Below are 17,001 nucleotides of genomic sequence, written 5' to 3'. Positions count from 1 at the left end.
CGCCTCGGCGACCACGACGCTGAACACCTACGGACACCTGTGGCCCGACGCGGACGATCGCACTCGAGCTGCCACGGACGGCCTGATGTCCGCAGCACTCGACAATCCTGCGGACTCTGGTGCGGACTGGGCGCCGTTAGCAGGCGTCTGAGCAGCACATTGAGGCGATGTCAGACGTTGAAGCGGAACTCCACCACGTCGCCGTCGGCCATGACGTAGTCCTTGCCCTCGATGCGGACCTTGCCCGCCGCCTTCGCCGCGGCCATCGAGCCCGCCTCGACCAGGTCGTCGTAGGAGACGACCTCGGCCTTGATGAAGCCGCGCTCGAAGTCCGTGTGGATCACCCCCGCGGCCTGCGGCGCGGTCCATCCTTTGTGGATGGTCCAGGCGCGCGACTCCTTCGGGCCCGCGGTCAGGTAGGTCCGCAGGCCCAGCGTGTGGAAGCCGGCCCGGGCCAGCGAGTGCAGGCCGGGCTCCTCCTGGCCGATCGACTCCAGCAGCTCGCGCACCGACTCCTCATCGTCCAGCTCGAGCAGCTCTGCCTCGACCTTGGCGTCGAGGAACACCGCGTCCGCGGGGGCCACCAGCGAGGCAAGCGCCTCGCGGCGCGCGGGGTCGGGGAGGACCGCCTCGTCGCAGTTGAAGACATACAGGAACGGCTTGGAGGTGAGCAGGCTGAGCTCGCGCAGCAGCGAACCATCCACTTCGGACCGCGCGGCGAACAGCGTGCGTCCCGCGTCGAGCACCGCGACGGCCTCCTTGGCCGCCTCCAGCGCCGGCCGCGCCTCCTTGCGGGTGCGGGCCTCCTTCTCCAGCCGGGGCAACGCCTTCTCCAGCGTCTGCAGGTCGGCGAGGATCAGCTCGGTGTTGATCGTCTCGATGTCGCTGGACGGGTCGACCCGACCGTCCACATGCACCACGTTGGGGTCGTCGAACACCCGGATCACCTGGCAGATCGCGTCCGCCTCGCGGATGTTGGCGAGGAACTTGTTACCCCTGCCCTGCCCCTCCGAGGCGCCGCGGACGAGGCCTGCGATGTCCACGAAGGACACCGTGGCGGGGACCACCCGCGCGCTCTCGAACATTGTGGACAGCACGGCCAGGCGCGGCTCGGGCAGCGGGACGACCCCGACGTTGGGCTCGATCGTGGCGAACGGGTAGTTCGCGGCGAGCACGTTGTTACTGGTCAGGGCGTTGAACAGGGTGGACTTGCCGACGTTGGGCAGTCCGACGATCCCGAGGGTCAAACTCACTGGGATGAGTCTACGGACCCCCGTCCGGCCGCCTGCGTGCACCAATGCTGTAACCCAATCGTGGTAGCGAACGGGCTACGGGGAGCGACATACAACACGGAGTGTCTTGTTATGGCACGCAAGTAGGCAGGATTAGCCCGTTTGGACGCTAGTCAGTCTGGCTTACCTCAACAACACTCCGTGAGCACCTCTGGACTCGTTCAGACCTGCGCGCGCGAGCCGCCCCAAGCTCGCTTCGCTCTCAGAAGAAGAAGGACGTGGGATGACCCAACGTGATTCGCGCCGGCGAGGCAGAAGGACCGGCCTCACGGCGGCCTGCACGGCCGCGGTGGTCGGCATCTCGCTGGCCGCGCTGCCGGCGAGCGCGGGCGCCGCTACAGCGGCCCCGCCGAAGGCGCCGACCATCGGCACAGAGCTCGGAAAGCAGGACCGGGATCTCGTCGCCCAAGCCAAGCGCGAGGGCAAGAGCACCGTCGAGATCCAGGTGATGGGCGACGCGGGGGTCGTCGACAAGCTCAAGGCGCAGGGCGCGGAGATCAGGTACCGCGCGGACGAGCTCGGCTACGTCCGGGCCGAGGTGCCGGTCGACAACGTCGACGAGATGGCGAAGATCGCCGGTGTCAACGCGCTCAACGTCGACCGCACGGTCAAGCTGGACGACCCCCGTCCGGAGGGCATTCAGACCCCGTCGCCGCAGCCGGCGCCGGACAAGAACACCCCGCGGGTCAACCCGTACATGCCGACCGGTGACACCGGCGCCGCCCAGTTCGTCGAGCAGAACCCCAAGCTCGACGGCCGCGGCGTGACGGTCGGCATCGTCGACACGGGCGTGGACCTCGGCCACCCGTCGCTGAACACCACCAGCACCGGCGAGAAGAAGATCGTCGACTGGGTCACCTTCACCGACCCCGGGTTCACCAACGGCGTCAACAAAGACAACGACCCGACGTGGATCGACATGACGAGCCCCGCGCCGGGCCAGCCGAGCGGCTACCGCTTCGGCCTGTTCAACGAGCGCGACGCGCGCCTCGGCGGCGAGCTGGGCAACGACGTCAACCGCGACGGCAACCCGGCCGGCAGCATCGGCACCTTCGGCGTGCTGTGGGACCCGGCGACGAACACCGTCTGGGTCGACACGGACCAGGACAAGGACTTCGCCGACGAGAAGCCGATGACCGACTACAAGGTCAAGCAGGACATCGGCAAGTTCGGCACGGACAACCCGGCGACCGCGGTCTCCGAGTCGATGCCGTTCGTCGTGCAGACGAGCCCGTCGACCCAGTCGGTGAACATCGGCATCGTCTCCGGTGAGCACGGCTCGCACGTCGCCGGCATCGTCGCGGGCAACAAGCTGTTCGGCGGCAACATGAACGGCGCGGCCCCCGGCGCGAAGCTGGTGTCGGTCCGGGCGTGCCTGTTCGTCGCCGGCTGCACCGCGCACGCCATGGACGAGGGCATGATCTACGCCGCGCGCGACGCGAACGTCGATGTGATCAACATGTCGATCGGCGGCCTGGACCTGGTCAACGACGGCAACACCGTGCGCGAGCGGCTCTACAACGAGCTGATCGACACCTACGGCGTGCAGATGTTCATCTCGGCCGGCAACGACGGCCCCGGCGTGAACACGGTGAGCCAGCCGACCAACGCCAACAAGGTGATGAGCGTCGGCACGTACATCACCAAGGCGACCTGGCAGCGCAACTACGGCTCGAACTCCGCGCAGGAGGACAACATCCACCCGTTCTCGTCGCGCGGTCCGCGTGAGGACGGCGGGTTCAAGCCGAACATCATCGCGCCGGGTGCGGCCATCTCGCCGATCCCGACCTGGATGGCGGGTGGTCCGGTCGCCGGCACCTACGCGCTGCCGCCGGGCTACGCGATGCTGCAGGGCACCTCGATGGCCTCGCCGCAGGCCGCCGGTGCGGCGGCGCTGCTGATGAGCGCCGCCGTCCAGAAGCACGTCGACGTCACCCCGGCGCAGCTGCGCACGGCCATGACCTCGACCACCCGGTTCCTGAAGAACTACCAGGCCTACGAGCAGGGCAACGGCCTCATCGACGTGCGGAAGGCCTGGAACGTCCTCAGGGCCAGGCCGACGACGGTGGACATCACCTCGGCCGTCCCGGTCAACACGGTGCTGTCGGGCTTCCTGGCCACCCCGGGCATCGGCGTCGGCATCTACGACCGCGAGGGTGTGAAGAAGAACGACCGGTTCACCCGGGAGTACACCTTCACCCGCAACTCCGGCCCGGCCGGCCCGGTGACCTACGACGTGAAGTGGGTCGGCAACGACGGCACGTTCCGGTCGGAGGACGAGATCACGCTGCGCAAGGGCAGCGCGGTCAAGTTCCGGGTGTCGGTCAACCCGCGCTCGTCCGGCGTGCACTCGGCGATCCTGAACCTGGACAGCGAGATGACCACCGGCATCGACTACCAGACGATGAACACGGTGATCGCCGCGGAGGACTTCACGGCGAGCAACAGCTACCAGGTCAAGCACAGTGGCGAGGTCGGCCGCAACGACTGGGACAGCTACTTCGTCCGGGTGCCGGCGAACACCCCGGCGCTGCTGGTGAACCTCGACGGCGGCGGCACGACGCCGGGCGCCGGCCAGATCCGGTTCCTGCGGTTCCACCCGTACGGCGTCGGGATCGAGGACAACTCCTCGCCGAACTGCTACAACCCGCCGGTGCCGCCGGGCAACGCCTGTGACTCCGGGGACCCGACCAGCCGGACGTTCGCCAATCCGCTGCCGGGTGTGTGGGAGATCGTGGTCGAGGCGCGGCGGACCTCGGACGCGGCGTCCGCGCCGTACACGTTGACCACCTCGGTGCTGGGCGCGAGCGTGTCGCCGAACCCGGACACCATCGCCTCGGCGCCGGTCGGCCAGCCGATCTCGCGGTCGTACACGCTGACCAACTCGTTCGGTCCGTTCACCGGCCGGGCGACCGGCACCTCGCTGGGTAGCGCCAGGCTCGGCACGCCGACCATCGCGGACGGGGCCCAGCAGCAGTACCCGGTGACGGTCACGGCGGGGGCGACCTCGTTGCGGGCCAAGATCGGCGGCACGTCCGACCTCGGCGCCGACCTGGACCTGTTCCTGTTCAACTGCACGAGCGGGACCTGCCGTCAGGCGGCCTCGAGTGCCGACGGGGACTCGGAGGAGGAGGCGACCGTCGCCAACCCGACGCCGGGTCAGTGGGTCGTGCTCGTCGTCGGGTACGCCGTGCCGGCCGGCACGACGACGTACAACTACGTGGACGTGTTCTCCGGCCCGTCGTTCGGGTCGATCCAGCTCACGGACACCGACCAGGCGCGTCCGGGCGGCGCGTCCTGGACGGTCCCCGGCACGGTCACGCCGGGCTCGGTGCCGGCCCCCGGCCGGGTGCTGTACGGCAACGTCCGGGTGCTGACGAACACCGGTGCGCTCGTCGGCAGCGGTGACGTCGTGATCCAGTCGGTCACCCCGTAGCAGCCCGTAGCAGCTCTGCCGCGAAAGGCCGCTCCCGGTTCGCCGGGGGCGGCCTTTCGCGTCGTCCATCGCCGCGTCCGTTTCCCGCGAGCCGGGGCGCGTCGGCGCTGGCAGCATGGGGTGCGTGCGAATCGACGAGGAGCAGGGATACCGGGCGTCGGCGTCGCGGGACGCCCGGTTCGACGGCCAGTTCATCGTGGCCGTGCGGACCACCCGGATCTACTGCCGGCCGTCCTGCCCGGCCATCACGCCGAAGCGGCAGAACATGCTGTTCTTCCCCACCGCGGCGGCCGCGCAGCAGGCCGGGTTCCGCGCGTGCCGGCGGTGCCTGCCGGACTCGGTGCCGGGCTCGCCGGAGTGGAACCTGCGGGCCGACCTGGCCGGCCGGGCGATGCGGCTGATCACCGACGGCGTGGTCGAGCGCGAGGGCGTGCCGGGCCTCGCCCGCCGGGTCGGCTACTCGGAGCGCCACCTGACCCGGGTCCTCACCGCGGAGCTCGGCGCCGGGCCGCTCGCGCTGGCGCGGGCGCACCGCGCGCACTCGGCCCGGCTGCTCATCGAGACCACCGGCCTCGGGTTCGCGGACATCGCGTTCGCGGCCGGGTTCGCGAGCGTGCGGCAGTTCAACGACACGATCCGCGCGGTGTTCGCCACCACGCCGTCGGGGCTGCGGGTGGCGGCCAAGCGCCGGTCCCGGTCCGCGGGCCCGGCCGCGGGCAAGGTGACGCTGCGGCTGCCGTACCGGGAGCCGTTCGACGTGGCCGGCCTGTTCGCGTTCCTCGCCGCCCGGGCCGTTCCCGGGGTCGAGACCGTCCAGGACGGCGAGTACGCGCGGACGCTGCGGCTGCCGCACGGCACCGGCACCGCGCGGCTCCGGCCGGCCGGCGGGCACCTCGACTGCACCCTGAAGCTCACCGACATGCGTGACCTGGGCAGCGCCGTGTCCCGGCTGCGGCGGCTGTTCGACCTCGACGCCGACCCGGGCGCGGTGGCCGAGGTGCTCGGCGGCGACCCCGCGCTGGCCGCGTCCGTCGCGGCGACACCCGGGATGCGGCTGCCGGGCAGCGTCGACGGCGCGGAGATCGTCACCCGGGCACTGGCCGGCCAGCAGATCTCCGTCGCCGCGGCCCGGACCGCGCTCGGCTCGCTCGCCGCGGCACTGGGTGACCCGCTGCCCGCCCCGGACGGCGCGCTGACCACGCTGTTCCCCACGCCCGCCGCGATCGCCGCGCGGGGCGCGGAGGTGCTCACGGGGCCGCGCCGGCGCATCGACACGATGCTCACCGTCAACGCCGCGCTGGCCGGCGGGGAGCTCGACGTCCACGTCGGCGCCGACCCGGACGAGCTGTCCCACACGCTGCGGGAGTTCGCCGGCGTGGGGCCGTGGACGGCGGGTTACGTGCTGATGCGCGTGCTCGGCGCGCCGGACGTGCTGCTGACCACGGATGTCGCGCTGCGCAAGGGAGCCGGGGTCCTCGGCCTGCCGTCCACTTCGGACGAGTTGCTGGCGCGGGCGAGCGCCTGGCGGCCGTGGCGCTCCTACGCCGGCATGCACCTGTGGCGGGCGGGCTAGGGGCAGCCGCAGGACCTGCGGTGGATGAACGTCGTCGGCAGGCGCTTGGTCACCGGCGGCCTGGCCGGGTCGGCGATGCGGTCCAGCAGCATCCGCACCGCCGTCCGGCCCATCTCCGCGATCGGCTGCGCCACGGTCGTGACCGGCGGGTCGAGGAGCTCAGCCCACTCGACGTCGTCGTAGCCCACCACCGCCAGGTCCACCCCGACCCGCACCCCGCGCCGCCGGCACTCGCGCAGCACGCCCGACAGCATCGTGTTGTCACCCGCCACCACGGCCGTCGGCGGCGACACCAGCTCCAGCAACAGGCCCAGCGCGGCCTCGGCCGGCGTGCCCGGCACGACGAGCGACTCGTCCCACGTCAGGCGCGAGCGGCCGAGGCCGAGCCGGTAGCCGAGCACCCGCTCGGACGTCGTCGCGAGGCCGGTCGCGCCGGTGATCATCCCGATCCGCCGGTGGCCGAGGTCGGCGAGGTGGCGCACCAGCCCGGACGTCGCGTACACGTTCTCCGGGCCCACCTGGTCGACGTCCTGGCTCGTCGTCAGCCGGTCCAGCAGCACGACCGGGATCCCGAGCGTGCGCAGCTGCGGCAGCGCCGTCCCGGACGCGCGCGGCGACGGCGTGAGGACCAGGCCGTCGACCCGCCGCGAGCGCAGCGTGCGGACCGCGGACTGCTCGGCGTCGGGCTCGTCGTGGGTGTCCGCGAGCACCACGGTGTAGCCCGCCCGCGTGGTCTCGTGCTCGATCGCCCGCAGCAGCTCGGGGTTCGCGGCCAGGGAGATCGCCACGCCGAGCGAGCGGGTCCCCCCGGTCACCAGCGACCGCGCGATAACGTCGCCCGTGTACCCGGTGTGCTCGATCGCGTCCAGCACCTTCGCCTTGGTCTCCGGCGCGACCGACCTCGTCGAGTTGACGACGTGCGAGACCGTCGTGATGGACACGCCGGCCAGCCGGGCGATGTCCCGCATGGTGATCACGGACAGCTCCTGAATCGGTACGGCCGCAAGCGTTTGCGCAACCGGTTGCGTCACGGTACAGAGATCAATAACTTCGCCGCAAACCGCCTCGCCGTGGGAGGTCCACATGGGACGACTTTCCTCGGCCCGGATACCGCTCCTGGTCTACCCGACGGCCGTGCTGGTGATGCTCGTGCTGGCGTTCGGGCTCGCGAGCCGCTCGTTCCTCGACGTCGACAACCTCTCCCATGTGGTCGCGCAGGCGCTGGTGGTGGGCACGCTCGCGCTCGGCCAGCTGCTCGTCGTCCGCGCGGGCGGCATCGACCTGGCCAACGCGGCCGTCGCGGTGTTCGCCACGCTGCTGGTCGCGAACCTCGCGCTCACCGGCACCCCCGCTGTGCTGGCGCTGGTCATCGGCGTCCTCGCGGCCGCGGGGATCGGCGCGGTGACCGGCGGGCTGGTGGCGGGGCTGCGGCTGCCGCCGTTCCTCGTCACGTTCGCCCTGCTCGTGATCGTCACCGCGGTCAGCCGGAGCTACGCGCGGGGGCGGACCTTCGCGGTGACCGACGACGTGCTCGGCTTCCTGGGGACCACGAAGTACCTGTTCGGCCGGATCGAGCTCACCTACGGCATGGGCGCGCTGCTCGTGCTGGCGCTCGCCGTCTGGTTCGTGCTGGCCAGGACGCGGTGGCGGTCGGTGCCGGGGCTGTACGTGGCGGCCGGCGTGGTCTACGGGATCGCCGCGTGGCAGGCGCTCGGCCGGGTGCCCATCGCCGGCCCGGACGCCCTCCCGCTCGGCAACCTCGACTCGATCACCGCGGTCGCGCTCGGCGGCATTAGCCTCTTCGGCGGCCGGGGCAGCGTCGCCGGCACGCTGGTGGGCGCGCTGGTCGTCGCGGTCCTGCGGACCGGGCTCGGCCAGGCCGGCGTCGACACGCTGTACCAGGACGTGACCGTGGCCGTGCTCCTGCTGGCCGCGGTCGCGGTGAACCGGTTCGGGCAGTGGAGGCACCGATGAGTGGCATGGCCGTCGTCTCGGTCGGGTTGTGCACGGTCGACCTGGTGCAGCGGGTCGCGTCGCTGCCGGCGCCGGGGGAGAAGGTGCAGAGCAGCTCGGTGGAGCTCGCGGCCGGTGGCCCGGCGGCCAACGCCGCGGTGGCCGTCGCGGCGCTCGGCGGGGTGGCCCGGCTGTCCACCGTGCTGGGCTCGCACCCGTTGGCGCAGCTGGCTTTCGGCGACCTGACGGCATGCGGCGTCGAGGTCACCGACGTGCTGCCGTACCGGGTCGCGCCGCCCGCGGTGAGCGCGGTGTCGGTGCGGGAGTCCGACGGCGAGCGGACGGTGGTGTCGCACAACGCGGCCGGCGTGGCGGCGGTGGCCGACGTCGACCTCACCGGCGCGGGCGCGGTGCTGCTCGACGGGCACCACCCGGAGCTGGCGCTGCGGGCCGCGCGCTTGGCCCGCGCGCTCGGCATCCCGGTGGTGCTCGACGCGGGCAGCTGGAAGCCGGTGCTGGCGGAGCTGCTGCCCCTCGTGGACGTCTGCGCGTGCTCCTCGGCGTTCGAGGCGCCGGCCGACCTGACCAACCCGGTCGTGATCCGCACGGCCGGCGCGGACCCGGTGCGCTGGACGGCCGGCGGGGAGAGCGGCGAGGTCGTCGTGGCACCGACCGACGTGCGGGACACGGTGGGCGCGGGCGACGTGTGGCACGGCGCGGCGGCGCTCGCGGTGGCCCGGCTGGGTGCGGTGCCGACGGCGGCCGACGTGCCGGCGGTCATCGAGTTCGCGAACCGCGCGGCGGCGGTCCGGATCGGCCACGAGGGCGCGCGGTCCTGGGTGATCCCGATGCGGCAGCTCGCCTCATGACGTTCGACGAGCTCCTGGCGCGAGCCCGCGGGCTGATGGACCGCGAGCGGGCCCTGCTGGGCATCTGCGGCGCGCCGGCCGCGGGGAAGTCGACGCTGGCCGAGGAGCTGGTGGCCGCGCTCGGGCCGCGGTCCGTCCACATCGGAATGGACGGCTTCCACCTGGCGCAGGCCGAGCTGGCCCGGCTGGGCCGCACCGAGCGCAAGGGCGCGCCGGACACGTTCGACGCGGCGGGGTACGTGAACCTGTTGCGCCGCCTGCGATCCCGGCCGCCCGGCGAGACCGTCTACGCGCCGGCCTTCCGCCGGGACCTGGAGGAGCCGATCGCCGGCGCGGTCCCGGTGCCGCCGCGGATCCGGCTGGTCGTCACCGAGGGGAACTACCTGCTGCTGCCCGACCCGCCGTGGCGTTCGGTACGCGAGCTGCTGGACGAGGTCTGGTTCCTCGAGCCGGCCGAGGACGACCGGCGGCGGTGGCTGATCGACCGGCACCGCGCGTTCGGCCGCACGCCGGAGCAGGCCCGCGAGCGGACGTTCGGCTCGGACGAGCGCAACGCGCTGCTGATCAACGCCACCCGAGAGGCGGCCGACCTGGTCGTTCCCGTCACGCCGAGATGAGCTCGACGGTCGACCCGGTGCGGGACTTGTGCACCCGCAGCCGGGTCGGGATGCGCTGGCGCAGCTCCTCCACGTGCGACACGAGCCCGACGACCCGGCCGCCGGCCCGCAGCTCGTCGAGGGTGTTCATCACCTCGTCGAGCGTGTCGGCGTCGAGCATCCCGAAGCCCTCGTCGACGAACAGCGTGTCGAGCAGCGCCCCGCCGGTCTCCGCCGCGACGACATCGGCGAGCCCGAGCGCCAGCGCCAGCGAGGCCAGGAACGTCTCGCCGCCGGACAGCGTCTTGGCGGAGCGGACCTGGCCGGAGTAGTCGTCGAGCACGTCGAGGCCGAGCCCGCCGCGCTTGCCGCGGGCCCCGGCGGCGTCGCTGTGCACGAACGAGAAGCGGTCCTCGCTCATCCGCCGCAGCCGCGCGGTGGCCGCGACCGCGACCTCCTCCAGCCGCGCGGCGAGCACGTAGGCCCGCAGCGACATCTTCCGCGCGTTCTGTCCGCGCCCGTTGACCACGTCGGTGAGCGCGTCGAGCTCGACGTACCCGGCCACCGCGGGCACGAGCTCCACCCACACCACCCGCAGCCGCCCGGCCAGCTCGCCGACGGCCTTGCTCACCTGGCTCGCCACCCTGGCCCGCGCGACGGCTTCCTTGACCTCGTCCTGCACCAGCGAGAACGCGTCCGCGGCCGCGCCGAGCTCCACCGCCCGCGCCGGGTCGACGTCGGCCAGGTCGGGATCGGCGAGCACCTGCCGCCACCCGGCCTCGCGGGCCTGCGCCTCGGCAAGTCGATCACCAAGCCGGGTGATCGTCCGGTCGTCCCGCGCCGCGTCCCGGGCCTGCTCGACGTCGTCGAACCCGGCCTCGGCGACGGCCCCGGCCAGGGCCGCCCGCTGCTCGTCGACCCGCGCGGCGGCGGTGTCCCGGGCCGCCGTGGCCGCGGTCAGCGCCTCGAGCCCGGCGGCGACGTCGAGCAGGTACCGGCGCCGGGTCGCGACGTCGGGATGCCCGCCCCGGGCCGCCTCCAGTCGGCCGGCCCGCTCGGCGATGCGCGCCTCGACGGCGGCCCGCTCGTGCTCGTACCCGTTCGCCTGCCGCTCGGCCGTGCGCAGCCGGTCCCGGGCCTGCTCGGCCTCGGTCTCGAGGGCTCGCACGCGCTCCCGCAGCCGGTCGTGCGCGTCGGCGCGTTCCTCGGTGTCGTCGTACGCCACGCTCGCCTCGGCGAGGGCCGCCCGCACGTCGCCGACGTCGCCGAGCCGGTCCCCGAGCGCGGCGAGGAACCGCTCGGCCCGCACCAGCTCGTCCTTCGCCGCGTCCCGCGCGGCCTGCGCCTCCTGCTCCCGCCGCACCGCCGCGCGCTCGTCGCGCGCGGTGACCTGGCTCGGCATGCCGCGCGCGGGCGCCGGGTGCTCGGCCGACCCGCACACGGGGCACGGCGCCCCGCCTGCCAGCGCACCGGCGAGCTCCGCGGCCATGCCGTCCAGGCGCCGCTGCCGGATGTCGAGCAGCTGGTCCTTCGCCGCCTGGTGCGCGTCGACCGCGCCCGTGTGCCGCTCGGCGAGGGTCCGCACGGCCACGGTCGCCGCGGGGACCTTGGCGGCCTCCTTGGCGAGCGCGGCCAGCTCGTCCCGGGTGGACAGCAGGCCGGGCAGCTCGGCGACGGCCCGCGCCGCGTCCGCCACCTGCTCCCGCGCGTCCTCGATCTCCCGCGGCAGCAGGGAAAGCCGCTCGGTCAACGCCGTCACCGCGGTCGCGGCCCCCGCCGCTGACGCGTGCAGCCGGGCGAGCAGGTCCCGATCGGACTCCTGCCGCGCCGCCTCGTCGACGAGCCCCGCGAGCGCCCCGGCCTCCTCCCGCACCGGCCCGGCCGCCGCGTCCCGGTACTCCTCGGGCAGCTCCCCGCGCCGCGCGGCGACCGTGTCCTCGGCCCGGCCCGCCAGGGCGAGGACCCGGTCCAGCTCCCGCGCCACCGGCACCACGGCGGCCGCCCGCCGGGCCGCGGCCAGCTGCGCGCGCCACGCCTCCCGCGCGTCCGCCTCCGCCGCGAGCGCGGCCAGCCCCTCGTGCGCGGACCGCGCCCGGTGCACCCGGTCGGCCAGCGTCCGCAGGGCCAGGTACTCGCGCTCGCACCGGTCCCGGGCCGTCGAGACCTCCAGCTCCTGGGTCACCGCCGCCGACGCCTCGGCCGCGGTCCGCGCCACGAGCCCGTCGAGCCACGCCTCGTCCGCGCCGTCCGGCGGCTCCTCGCCGACGACCTGCGCGAGGCGGGCCAGCAGGTCCAGCTCGGCGCGCCGCTTGTCGTCCAGCACCCGCTTGGCCTCGACCCGGCGGTCCCGGAACCACTGCTCCACCAACGCGAAGTGCTGCGTGCCGAACAGCTTCTCGAGCAGCTTCTCCCGCTCGCCCGTGTCCGCGCACAGGAAGCGGGCGAACTCGCCCTGAGGCAGCAGGACGACCTGGAAGAACTGCTCCTTGCTCATGCCCAGCAACCGCTCGATCGTGCGCCCGACCTCGTCGATCCTGGTCAGCCCGTCCGGCGCGTGCCCGCTCGGCGCGTCGCCCACCCAGGTGAGCGACGCCTTCGCCTGCTGCTTGGTCTCGCCACCGCCCCGCTTCTTGGGCCGCGCGTACTCCGGCCCGCGCACGAGCCGCAGCCGGTGCCCCCGCACGGAGAACTCCAGCCGCACCTCGGTGACCACGGCGGGGTCGGCGTAGTCGCACCGCAGCCGCTTGGCCTGGTCCCGAACCCCGGGGACCGCCCCGAACAGCGCGAACGCCACGGCGTCGAGCAGCGTCGTCTTCCCCGCCCCGGTGTCCCCGTACAGCAGAAAGAGCCCATCGGCCCCCAGCCGATCGAAGTCGACCACCTCGTGATCGGGATAGGGCCCGAAAGCCGTCAATTCCAAGCGATGGAGCCTCACGCCGCTTGCGTCCCGCGCTGGTTGGCGAGCTCCGCCCGCTCCTCGTTCGCCACCGCCGCCAGCGCCTCCCGCAGCAGGGCGCGCTCGCCGTCGGTCGGCTCGGCGCCGCGGCAGTCGTCGACGAACTGGCAGGCCACGTCGTGGTCGGAGCGCCCGCGCACGGTCGTCGCGTACCGCAGTGGCGTTGCCGTCGCGCCCTCCGGCCGCCAGTCCAGGTGCACCGCGTGCGGGAACCGCTCCTGCAGCCGCCGCAACGCATCCGTCGGCCGCACCCGGTCGGTCAGCTCCACCGACAGGTAGTGGCCGGTCAACGCCGCGTGCTCCGGCGCGGCCAGCAGCGACTCCAGCGTCCCGGAGACCGTCGCCAGCGGCCGCGGCACCGCCAGCTCGCGCCGCTCCACCCCGGCCAGCCCGTGCGCGTCCAGCTCCACCAGCCACACCGACTTGTGGTGCCGCGCCTCGGAGAACGAGTACGCGACCGGGCTCCCCGAGTACCGCAGGTGCCCGGCCAGCCGCTGCGGCCCGTGCAGGTGCCCCAGCGCCACGTAGTCCACGCCGTCGAACACCGCGCTCGGCACCTGCTCCACGCCGCCCACCGCGATGGTCCGCTCCGACGCGCTCGGCGCCCCGCCGGTGACGAACGCGTGCGCCAGCACCACCGACCGCACCCCGTCGCCCCGGCCGGCGAGGTCGGCCCGCACCCGGGCCATCGCCTCGGTCAGCACCCCCGCGTGCCCGGCCGCGTCGATGCCCATCGAGTGCCGCGCCGGCTCCGGCTCGAGGTAGGGGATGCCGTACAGCGCAACGGGTCCGTGCTGGTCGTCTAGCAGCACCGGCCGGTCGAGCTCGGCGATCCGGGTGCGCAGGTGCAGGCCACCGGCCGCGGCGAACTCGGAGTACGCGCCGAGCCGTGGCGCGGAGTCGTGGTTGCCCGGCGTGATCACCAGCCGGGCGCCCGCCGCGCGGATCCGGTCGAGGATCCGGGTGCACGCGAGCACCGCCTCACCCGCCGGCACCGCGCGGTCGTAGAGGTCGCCGGCCACCACGACGACATCGACCCGCTCGTCGGACACGAGGTCGGCCAGGCCGCCGAGCACGGACTCCTGGTCGGCGAGCAGGTCGCGGCCGTGGAACATCCGGCCCACGTGCCAGTCGGAGGTGTGCAGCACCCGCATGCCCGCCAAGTTAGGGCCGCCGGCCGGCGAACTGGGGGAGGCACGCGGCTACCGCCGGTACACCCCCGCGAAGAAGCGCCTGCCGGACTCGGTGACGTCGTCGGTGAACGACACCTCGGCCAGCCCCTCCCCGGCGAACGACGCCAGGTCGGCGCGGCTCACGGGCCACGGCCGCGACCCCACCGGCTCGTCGTCGCCGCGGCCGGAGCACCGCACGAGCAACGTCCCGCCCGCGGCCACCGGCGCGGCGAGGGCGGCCACCACGTCCCGGCGGGCGGCGAGCGGCAGCGACTGGATCGTGTAGAGCTCGAACACGAGGTCGTACCCGCGCGCCCACGCGGCGGGGAGCGCGAGCAGGTCGGCCACCCGATAGTCCACAGTGGACTCCGGGAAACGCTTGCGGCACCAGCCGATCGCCGTCTCCGACAGGTCGAACGCGGTCACCTCGTAGCCACGCCGGGCGAGCTCCTCGGCGTCGTCGCCGAGCCCGCACGCGACCACCAGCGCCCGCCGGCCCGGCCCGGCGTCCTGCGCGTCCAGCCACTCGAGCAGGGTGGGGTTCGGCCGCAGCCGCGCCCAGGGCACCTGGTCGAGGTCGGCGCCGACCGAGGCGTACAGCTCGTCGAACTCCTGCGTGCTCCAGTCGGGCACCGCGTCCTCCCCGAAATTGTCGGTGGGCTGGCCCATGATTCTCCCGACCGCGTTTTCGCCGCTAGAGAGGGGACAACCGGTGGCCGCTGTGTTCGGCACCGTCGCCGTCGTTCTGCTGCTGGTGATCGTCGCCGGGCTCGCGCTGTTCCGGCGGCTCTACGCCGACAGCCAGCGCCGGCTGGACGAGGCCGGCTTAGCCGTGCGGCAGGAGCGCGAGCGCACCGACGCACACGCGGCGGCGCTGCGCCGCTACGAGGTCACGTTCGCCTCCATCCACGGCCGCGGCGAGCTGGGCGAGCAGGTGCTCGTCGAGACCGCGCGGTCGCTCGGCTTACGCGAGGGCCTGCACTTCACCGTCCAGACCGACGTCGCCGGCGGCGGCTCGGTGCGCCCGGACATGCTGCTGCTCGTCGGCGACGGCCGCCGGGTGCCGGTCGACGCCAAGATGAGCATCGCCTGCTGGATCGAGGCGGTCGAGACCGACGACGCCGACGAGCGGCTCGACGCGCTGCGGGTGCACGTGCGCAACATCCGCTCGCGGGCCACCGACCTCGCCGGCAAGGGCTACCAGCGCTGGGCCGACGCGATCTACGGCACGGTCATGTTCGTCCCGTCCGACGCGGCGGTCGCGGCCGCCATGGACGCCGACCCCGACCTGCTGCGCTGGCTGCTCGACCGCCGGGTGTTCGTGTGCGGGCCCACGGGGTTCGCGGTCATCGCGTCGGCGGCCATGCTCGCGGCCAGCGAGCGGGTGCTGGTCGAGGACATCGAGGCGGTGCGGGCGCATGCGGCGGCCGCGCACCGGACGGCCGAGGGCGCGGTCGACGCGGTCAACGTGTCGAGCACCCACCTGCAGCGGTTCCTGCAGGCGCGGCGGCGCGAGCTTGACGCGCTCACCCAGTTCGCCGCCGCGGTGGCGCCCCTGTCCGACGCGGCCGGCAGCCCCACGCCCATCGCGGCGGTGCGGCGCGCCGACGAGGTGGTCGTCAACGGCTCGCCGGCGGCACGCGACCTGGTGCCCGCGGAGTCGCCGATCGAGCCCCGCGGCGAGCCGTTCGACCCCGAGGGGCCGCCGTTCTGACCCGATTGATCCGACGATGGGGCGGGGTGCGTGACGCGTCTCGCCAGACGGTTGCGCCGAATGGCCGATCGGGTCGCGGCCGTTCGGCGCCGATGGGTCGGTCAGCCGGGACACGAAGCTGTGAGAATCTGCCTGATCGTGCGCACACTCCGAGTGATCGCCACAACGCCCGCAGCGGGGTGATATGTCCGGACCGGAGGCGACATCTGACCGTTAACCTCACATAACTGAATTGATGCCGTCCCGAGTCCTTGGAAGCGGACAGTAGGCGGGTTGTGTCCGGGTTCACATCTTGGAGTGGAGTCGGCGCCGTCGTTTGGAGAACGGCGACCGGCAAGGTCTGCCGACCTACTAACGTGTGCACTCGTGACCGCGACCCGCGATCGCCGGAGCGATCCTGCACAAGACGCCGAGCCGGCGTGGGATGACCGCCCCATCCTTGGCACGTCTCGTGGACTGCCCTGGTGGGGTGCCGTGCTGCTCGCCTTCGGCTTGGCGGCGATCGCCGCGTTCATCGACATGCAGCGCCAGGACACCCTGGGCAAGATCTACCAGGGCGCGTACATCGTCGGATGTGTCGCGGCCATCTGCTGGGTGCGCCGGCGCAGCCTCTTCGGCCCGATGGTGCAGCCGCCGCTGGTGTTCGCGGTCACCGCGATCGCGGCGGTCGTCATCCTGGCGCCGAGCAGCGGTAGCGGCGGGCTCAAGCAGCTGATCTTCTCCGTGGCGCTCCCGCTGACCAGCAACTTCCCCACGATGGCCATCACGACGGGGGTCACCGTGGCCATCGGCGGGTTCCGCCTGTGGCGCGAACGCGACCCGGACCCGGAGGTCCGCCCGAGCCGCAAGTCCCGCACCGGCGACGTTCCTGGCGACGACCGCCCGGCCCGTGGCCTGCGCGGCCGCGGCGACGGTGACGAGCGCCCGGCCGTCGGCACCCGAGGCGGCGAGCCCTCAGCCGGCCGCCGCGAGCGCCCGAGCAAGGACCGCGTCCCCCCGGCCCGCAGAGGCCGCGGTGAGCCGGACAGCCGAGGCCGCGCCGAACCCGACGCCGGCCGAGCCCGCCCCGAACGCGCGGAGCCCGACCCCGCTCGACCCCGCCCCGAGCCCGACGCCGCTCCCGAGGCCCGGCGGGGCCTACGCAACCGCCAGCCCCGCGACCCTCGCCGCGAGGGCGACCGCGACCCCGGTGCCCCCCGCGGCGACCGAGGCGCACGCGAGGACCGCCCCCGAGGCGACCGAGGCACGGGCCGAGGCCGCTCCCGCGAGGGCGACCCGCCCCCACGCCGCCGTGACCCGGGCGCGGAAGGCCGCCCCCGCCGGGAAGACCGCCCCGCCCGCCGCGACCCCGACCGCGGCACCCCACCAGCCCGAGAGCCCCGCCGCCGCCCCCCGGACCCGTACCGCTGACCGAGCGGAAAGCTCCGGCAGACCTGGTCG

Annotated in this window: 12 protein-coding genes; 7 read left to right on the top strand and 5 right to left on the bottom strand. The window is 73.7% G+C overall.

Annotation, left to right across the window (positions count from 1 at the left end):
- Nucleotides 1–170: 170 nt before the first annotated feature.
- Complete coding sequence (gene ychF / locus VGD70_RS27555) at nucleotides 171–1,253, bottom strand: redox-regulated ATPase YchF (protein ID WP_331086340.1); 1,083 nt, start codon at nucleotides 1,251–1,253, stop codon at nucleotides 171–173.
- Between the two features lie 262 nt (nucleotides 1,254–1,515).
- Between ychF and VGD70_RS27550 the strand changes: the two genes are divergently transcribed.
- Nucleotides 1,516–4,728, top strand: coding sequence for a S8 family serine peptidase (locus VGD70_RS27550; RefSeq protein ID WP_331086338.1), 3,213 nt, complete (start codon nucleotides 1,516–1,518; stop codon nucleotides 4,726–4,728).
- A 115-nt stretch (nucleotides 4,729–4,843) separates the two neighbouring features.
- Nucleotides 4,844–6,301 (top strand): AlkA N-terminal domain-containing protein, encoded by a 1,458-nt coding sequence (locus tag VGD70_RS27545; RefSeq protein WP_414638073.1) that lies wholly within the window; start codon nucleotides 4,844–4,846, stop codon nucleotides 6,299–6,301.
- On the opposite strand, the gene VGD70_RS27540 is transcribed toward VGD70_RS27545, so the two are convergent.
- Nucleotides 6,298–7,269, bottom strand: coding sequence for a LacI family DNA-binding transcriptional regulator (locus VGD70_RS27540; protein ID WP_331086344.1), 972 nt, complete (start codon nucleotides 7,267–7,269; stop codon nucleotides 6,298–6,300). The two genes, VGD70_RS27545 and VGD70_RS27540, sit on opposite strands and share 4 nt — an antisense overlap.
- A 115-nt stretch (nucleotides 7,270–7,384) precedes the next feature.
- Here VGD70_RS27540 and VGD70_RS27535 point away from each other — a divergent pair, with 115 nt between their 5' ends.
- From VGD70_RS27535 to VGD70_RS27525, 3 genes are read left to right on the top strand one after another with little or no spacing between them, the layout of a single operon-like run.
- The gene (locus tag VGD70_RS27535; RefSeq protein ID WP_331086334.1) at nucleotides 7,385–8,275 is read left to right on the top strand and encodes an ABC transporter permease; all 891 of its coding nucleotides are present in this window, start codon (nucleotides 7,385–7,387) and stop codon (nucleotides 8,273–8,275) included.
- Nucleotides 8,276–8,280: 5 nt separating this feature from the next.
- Complete coding sequence (locus VGD70_RS27530) at nucleotides 8,281–9,123, top strand: PfkB family carbohydrate kinase (RefSeq protein ID WP_331086342.1); 843 nt, start codon at nucleotides 8,281–8,283, stop codon at nucleotides 9,121–9,123.
- Nucleotides 9,120–9,740 (top strand): nucleoside/nucleotide kinase family protein, encoded by a 621-nt coding sequence (locus tag VGD70_RS27525; protein WP_331086332.1) that lies wholly within the window; start codon nucleotides 9,120–9,122, stop codon nucleotides 9,738–9,740. The genes VGD70_RS27530 and VGD70_RS27525 overlap by 4 nt, the downstream gene beginning before the upstream one ends.
- On the opposite strand, the gene VGD70_RS27520 is transcribed toward VGD70_RS27525, so the two are convergent.
- The 3 genes from VGD70_RS27520 to VGD70_RS27510 are packed head-to-tail and all read right to left on the bottom strand — an operon-like array spanning nucleotide 9,727 to nucleotide 14,516.
- Nucleotides 9,727–12,654, bottom strand: a complete 2,928-nt coding sequence (locus VGD70_RS27520) for an SMC family ATPase (RefSeq protein ID WP_331086330.1) — start codon at nucleotides 12,652–12,654, stop codon at nucleotides 9,727–9,729. The genes VGD70_RS27525 and VGD70_RS27520 overlap by 14 nt on opposite strands.
- Nucleotides 12,651–13,829 (bottom strand): exonuclease SbcCD subunit D, encoded by a 1,179-nt coding sequence (locus VGD70_RS27515; protein ID WP_331086328.1) that lies wholly within the window; start codon nucleotides 13,827–13,829, stop codon nucleotides 12,651–12,653. Before VGD70_RS27515 ends, VGD70_RS27520 begins: the two co-directional genes overlap by 4 nt.
- 48 nt (nucleotides 13,830–13,877) lie before the next feature.
- Entirely contained in the window at nucleotides 13,878–14,516 is a 639-nt protein-coding gene (locus VGD70_RS27510; protein WP_331086327.1) for a class I SAM-dependent methyltransferase, read from the bottom strand.
- Between VGD70_RS27510 and rmuC the strand changes: the two genes are divergently transcribed.
- Together rmuC and VGD70_RS27500 are read left to right on the top strand one after the other, a co-directional pair.
- Nucleotides 14,515–15,561, top strand: coding sequence for a DNA recombination protein RmuC (gene rmuC, locus VGD70_RS27505; RefSeq protein ID WP_414638072.1), 1,047 nt, complete (start codon nucleotides 14,515–14,517; stop codon nucleotides 15,559–15,561). The genes VGD70_RS27510 and rmuC overlap by 2 nt on opposite strands.
- Before the next feature lie 474 nt (nucleotides 15,562–16,035).
- The gene (locus VGD70_RS27500; protein WP_331086323.1) at nucleotides 16,036–16,971 is read left to right on the top strand and encodes a DUF6542 domain-containing protein; all 936 of its coding nucleotides are present in this window, start codon (nucleotides 16,036–16,038) and stop codon (nucleotides 16,969–16,971) included.
- Nucleotides 16,972–17,001 lie beyond the last annotated feature (30 nt).

It is taken from the genome of Actinophytocola sp. (genome assembly GCF_036402745.1).
Classification (GTDB): domain Bacteria; phylum Actinomycetota; class Actinomycetes; order Mycobacteriales; family Pseudonocardiaceae; genus Actinophytocola.
Note: the sequence above shows the minus strand (reverse complement) of the source record. Positions and strands in the feature narration are given on the sequence as shown.

Excerpts from the sequence above, each read along its gene's own strand:
- VGD70_RS27525 (WP_331086332.1), top strand. The coding sequence starts at position 9,120 with ATGACGTTCGACGAGCTCCTGGCGCGAGCCCGCGGGCTGATGGACCGC.
- VGD70_RS27535 (WP_331086334.1), top strand. The coding sequence starts at position 7,385 with ATGGGACGACTTTCCTCGGCCCGGATACCGCTCCTGGTCTACCCGACG.
- VGD70_RS27540 (WP_331086344.1), bottom strand. The coding sequence starts at position 7,269 with ATGCGGGACATCGCCCGGCTGGCCGGCGTGTCCATCACGACGGTCTCG.
- VGD70_RS27510 (WP_331086327.1), bottom strand. The coding sequence starts at position 14,516 with ATGGGCCAGCCCACCGACAATTTCGGGGAGGACGCGGTGCCCGACTGG.
- VGD70_RS27550 (WP_331086338.1), top strand. The coding sequence starts at position 1,516 with ATGACCCAACGTGATTCGCGCCGGCGAGGCAGAAGGACCGGCCTCACG.
- VGD70_RS27530 (WP_331086342.1), top strand. The coding sequence starts at position 8,281 with ATGGCCGTCGTCTCGGTCGGGTTGTGCACGGTCGACCTGGTGCAGCGG.
- VGD70_RS27545 (WP_414638073.1), top strand. The coding sequence starts at position 4,844 with ATGGGGTGCGTGCGAATCGACGAGGAGCAGGGATACCGGGCGTCGGCG.
- rmuC (WP_414638072.1), top strand. The coding sequence starts at position 14,515 with ATGATTCTCCCGACCGCGTTTTCGCCGCTAGAGAGGGGACAACCGGTG.
- VGD70_RS27515 (WP_331086328.1), bottom strand. The coding sequence starts at position 13,829 with ATGCGGGTGCTGCACACCTCCGACTGGCACGTGGGCCGGATGTTCCAC.